This is a genomic window from Streptomyces sp. W16, from assembly GCF_033194735.1.
GTDB lineage: Bacteria > Actinomycetota > Actinomycetes > Streptomycetales > Streptomycetaceae > Streptomyces.
In genome coordinates this window covers 1-867 of record NZ_JAWOAI010001183.1, presented here as the reverse complement: position 1 = coordinate 867, position 867 = coordinate 1, and the positions used below count along the sequence as shown (strand labels likewise).

Annotated in this window: 1 protein-coding gene; it reads right to left on the bottom strand. The window is 65.9% G+C overall.

All coding sequences use genetic code 11. The annotated features are described in order from the left end of the window. Positions 1-10 precede the first annotated feature (10 nt). A protein-coding gene (locus tag R6V09_RS54080) for an IS5 family transposase (protein ID WP_317888682.1) occupies positions 11-828 on the bottom strand; the annotation gives its coding sequence in 2 pieces (ribosomal slippage) (positions 11-480 and positions 480-828; 819 coding nt in all). Positions 829-867: the final 39 nt, after the last annotated feature.

The window sequence follows — 867 nt, the reverse complement described above, 5'->3', positions numbered from 1 at the left end:
AGACCGTGTCCTACGTGGTGAGGCGGACGAACCGTTTGTAGCAGCAGAGGGCGGCGGCGAGACCGAGGAAGGCCAGGTAGTTGCGGGGATGCCGCTCGTAACGGGGACTGAGTCTGCGGTAGCCGGACAGCCACGACATCGTGCGCTCGATCACCCACCTCCGGCGCCCCAACCGTTCGCTGGACTCGATGCCTTTGCGTGCGATGCGTACTCCGATGCGTTTGCCGCGCAGCCATTTCCGCAGGCTGGCGTGGTCGTAGGCTTTGTCTGCGTGGAGGCGTTGGGGCTTGAAGTAGCGACCTCGGTAGGGGTCGTGTCTCGTTTGGTGACCCTCGATCATAGGCTTCAGCCCTTCGCTGTCGTGGGTGTTGCCGGCCGAGACACCGACGAGGAGGGGCAGTCCGTTCGCGTCCGACAGGACGTGCATCTTGGAACCCGGCTTGCCCCGGTCCACGGGGCTCGGGCCTGTGTGTTCGCCCCTTTTTTAGCCCTGACGTGGGCGGTGTCGAGGACGACGCGGGTGACGTCGATGAGGCCGGCGTCGTCGAGGCGGTGCAGCACGGCTTCGTGCAGGCGGCCCCAGACGCCGGCTCTCGACCAGATCAGGAACCGGCGGTGGGCGGTCGACTTCGATATCCCGAAGCAGGGCGGCAGAGCGCGCCAGGCGCAGCCGCTGACCAGGACGTAGACGATGGCCGCGAACAGCGTCTCATCAGGCGTGTCCTGCGTTCCGCCGCCCTGCGGCCGCACTCTCGACGGCGGGATCAGCGGCTTCGCGATCTCCCACAGACCATCCGGAACAATCCAACTCCACGTACCCCGCCCCATGACCAGTCCAACGAATGATCACCATGTAGGACACGGTCT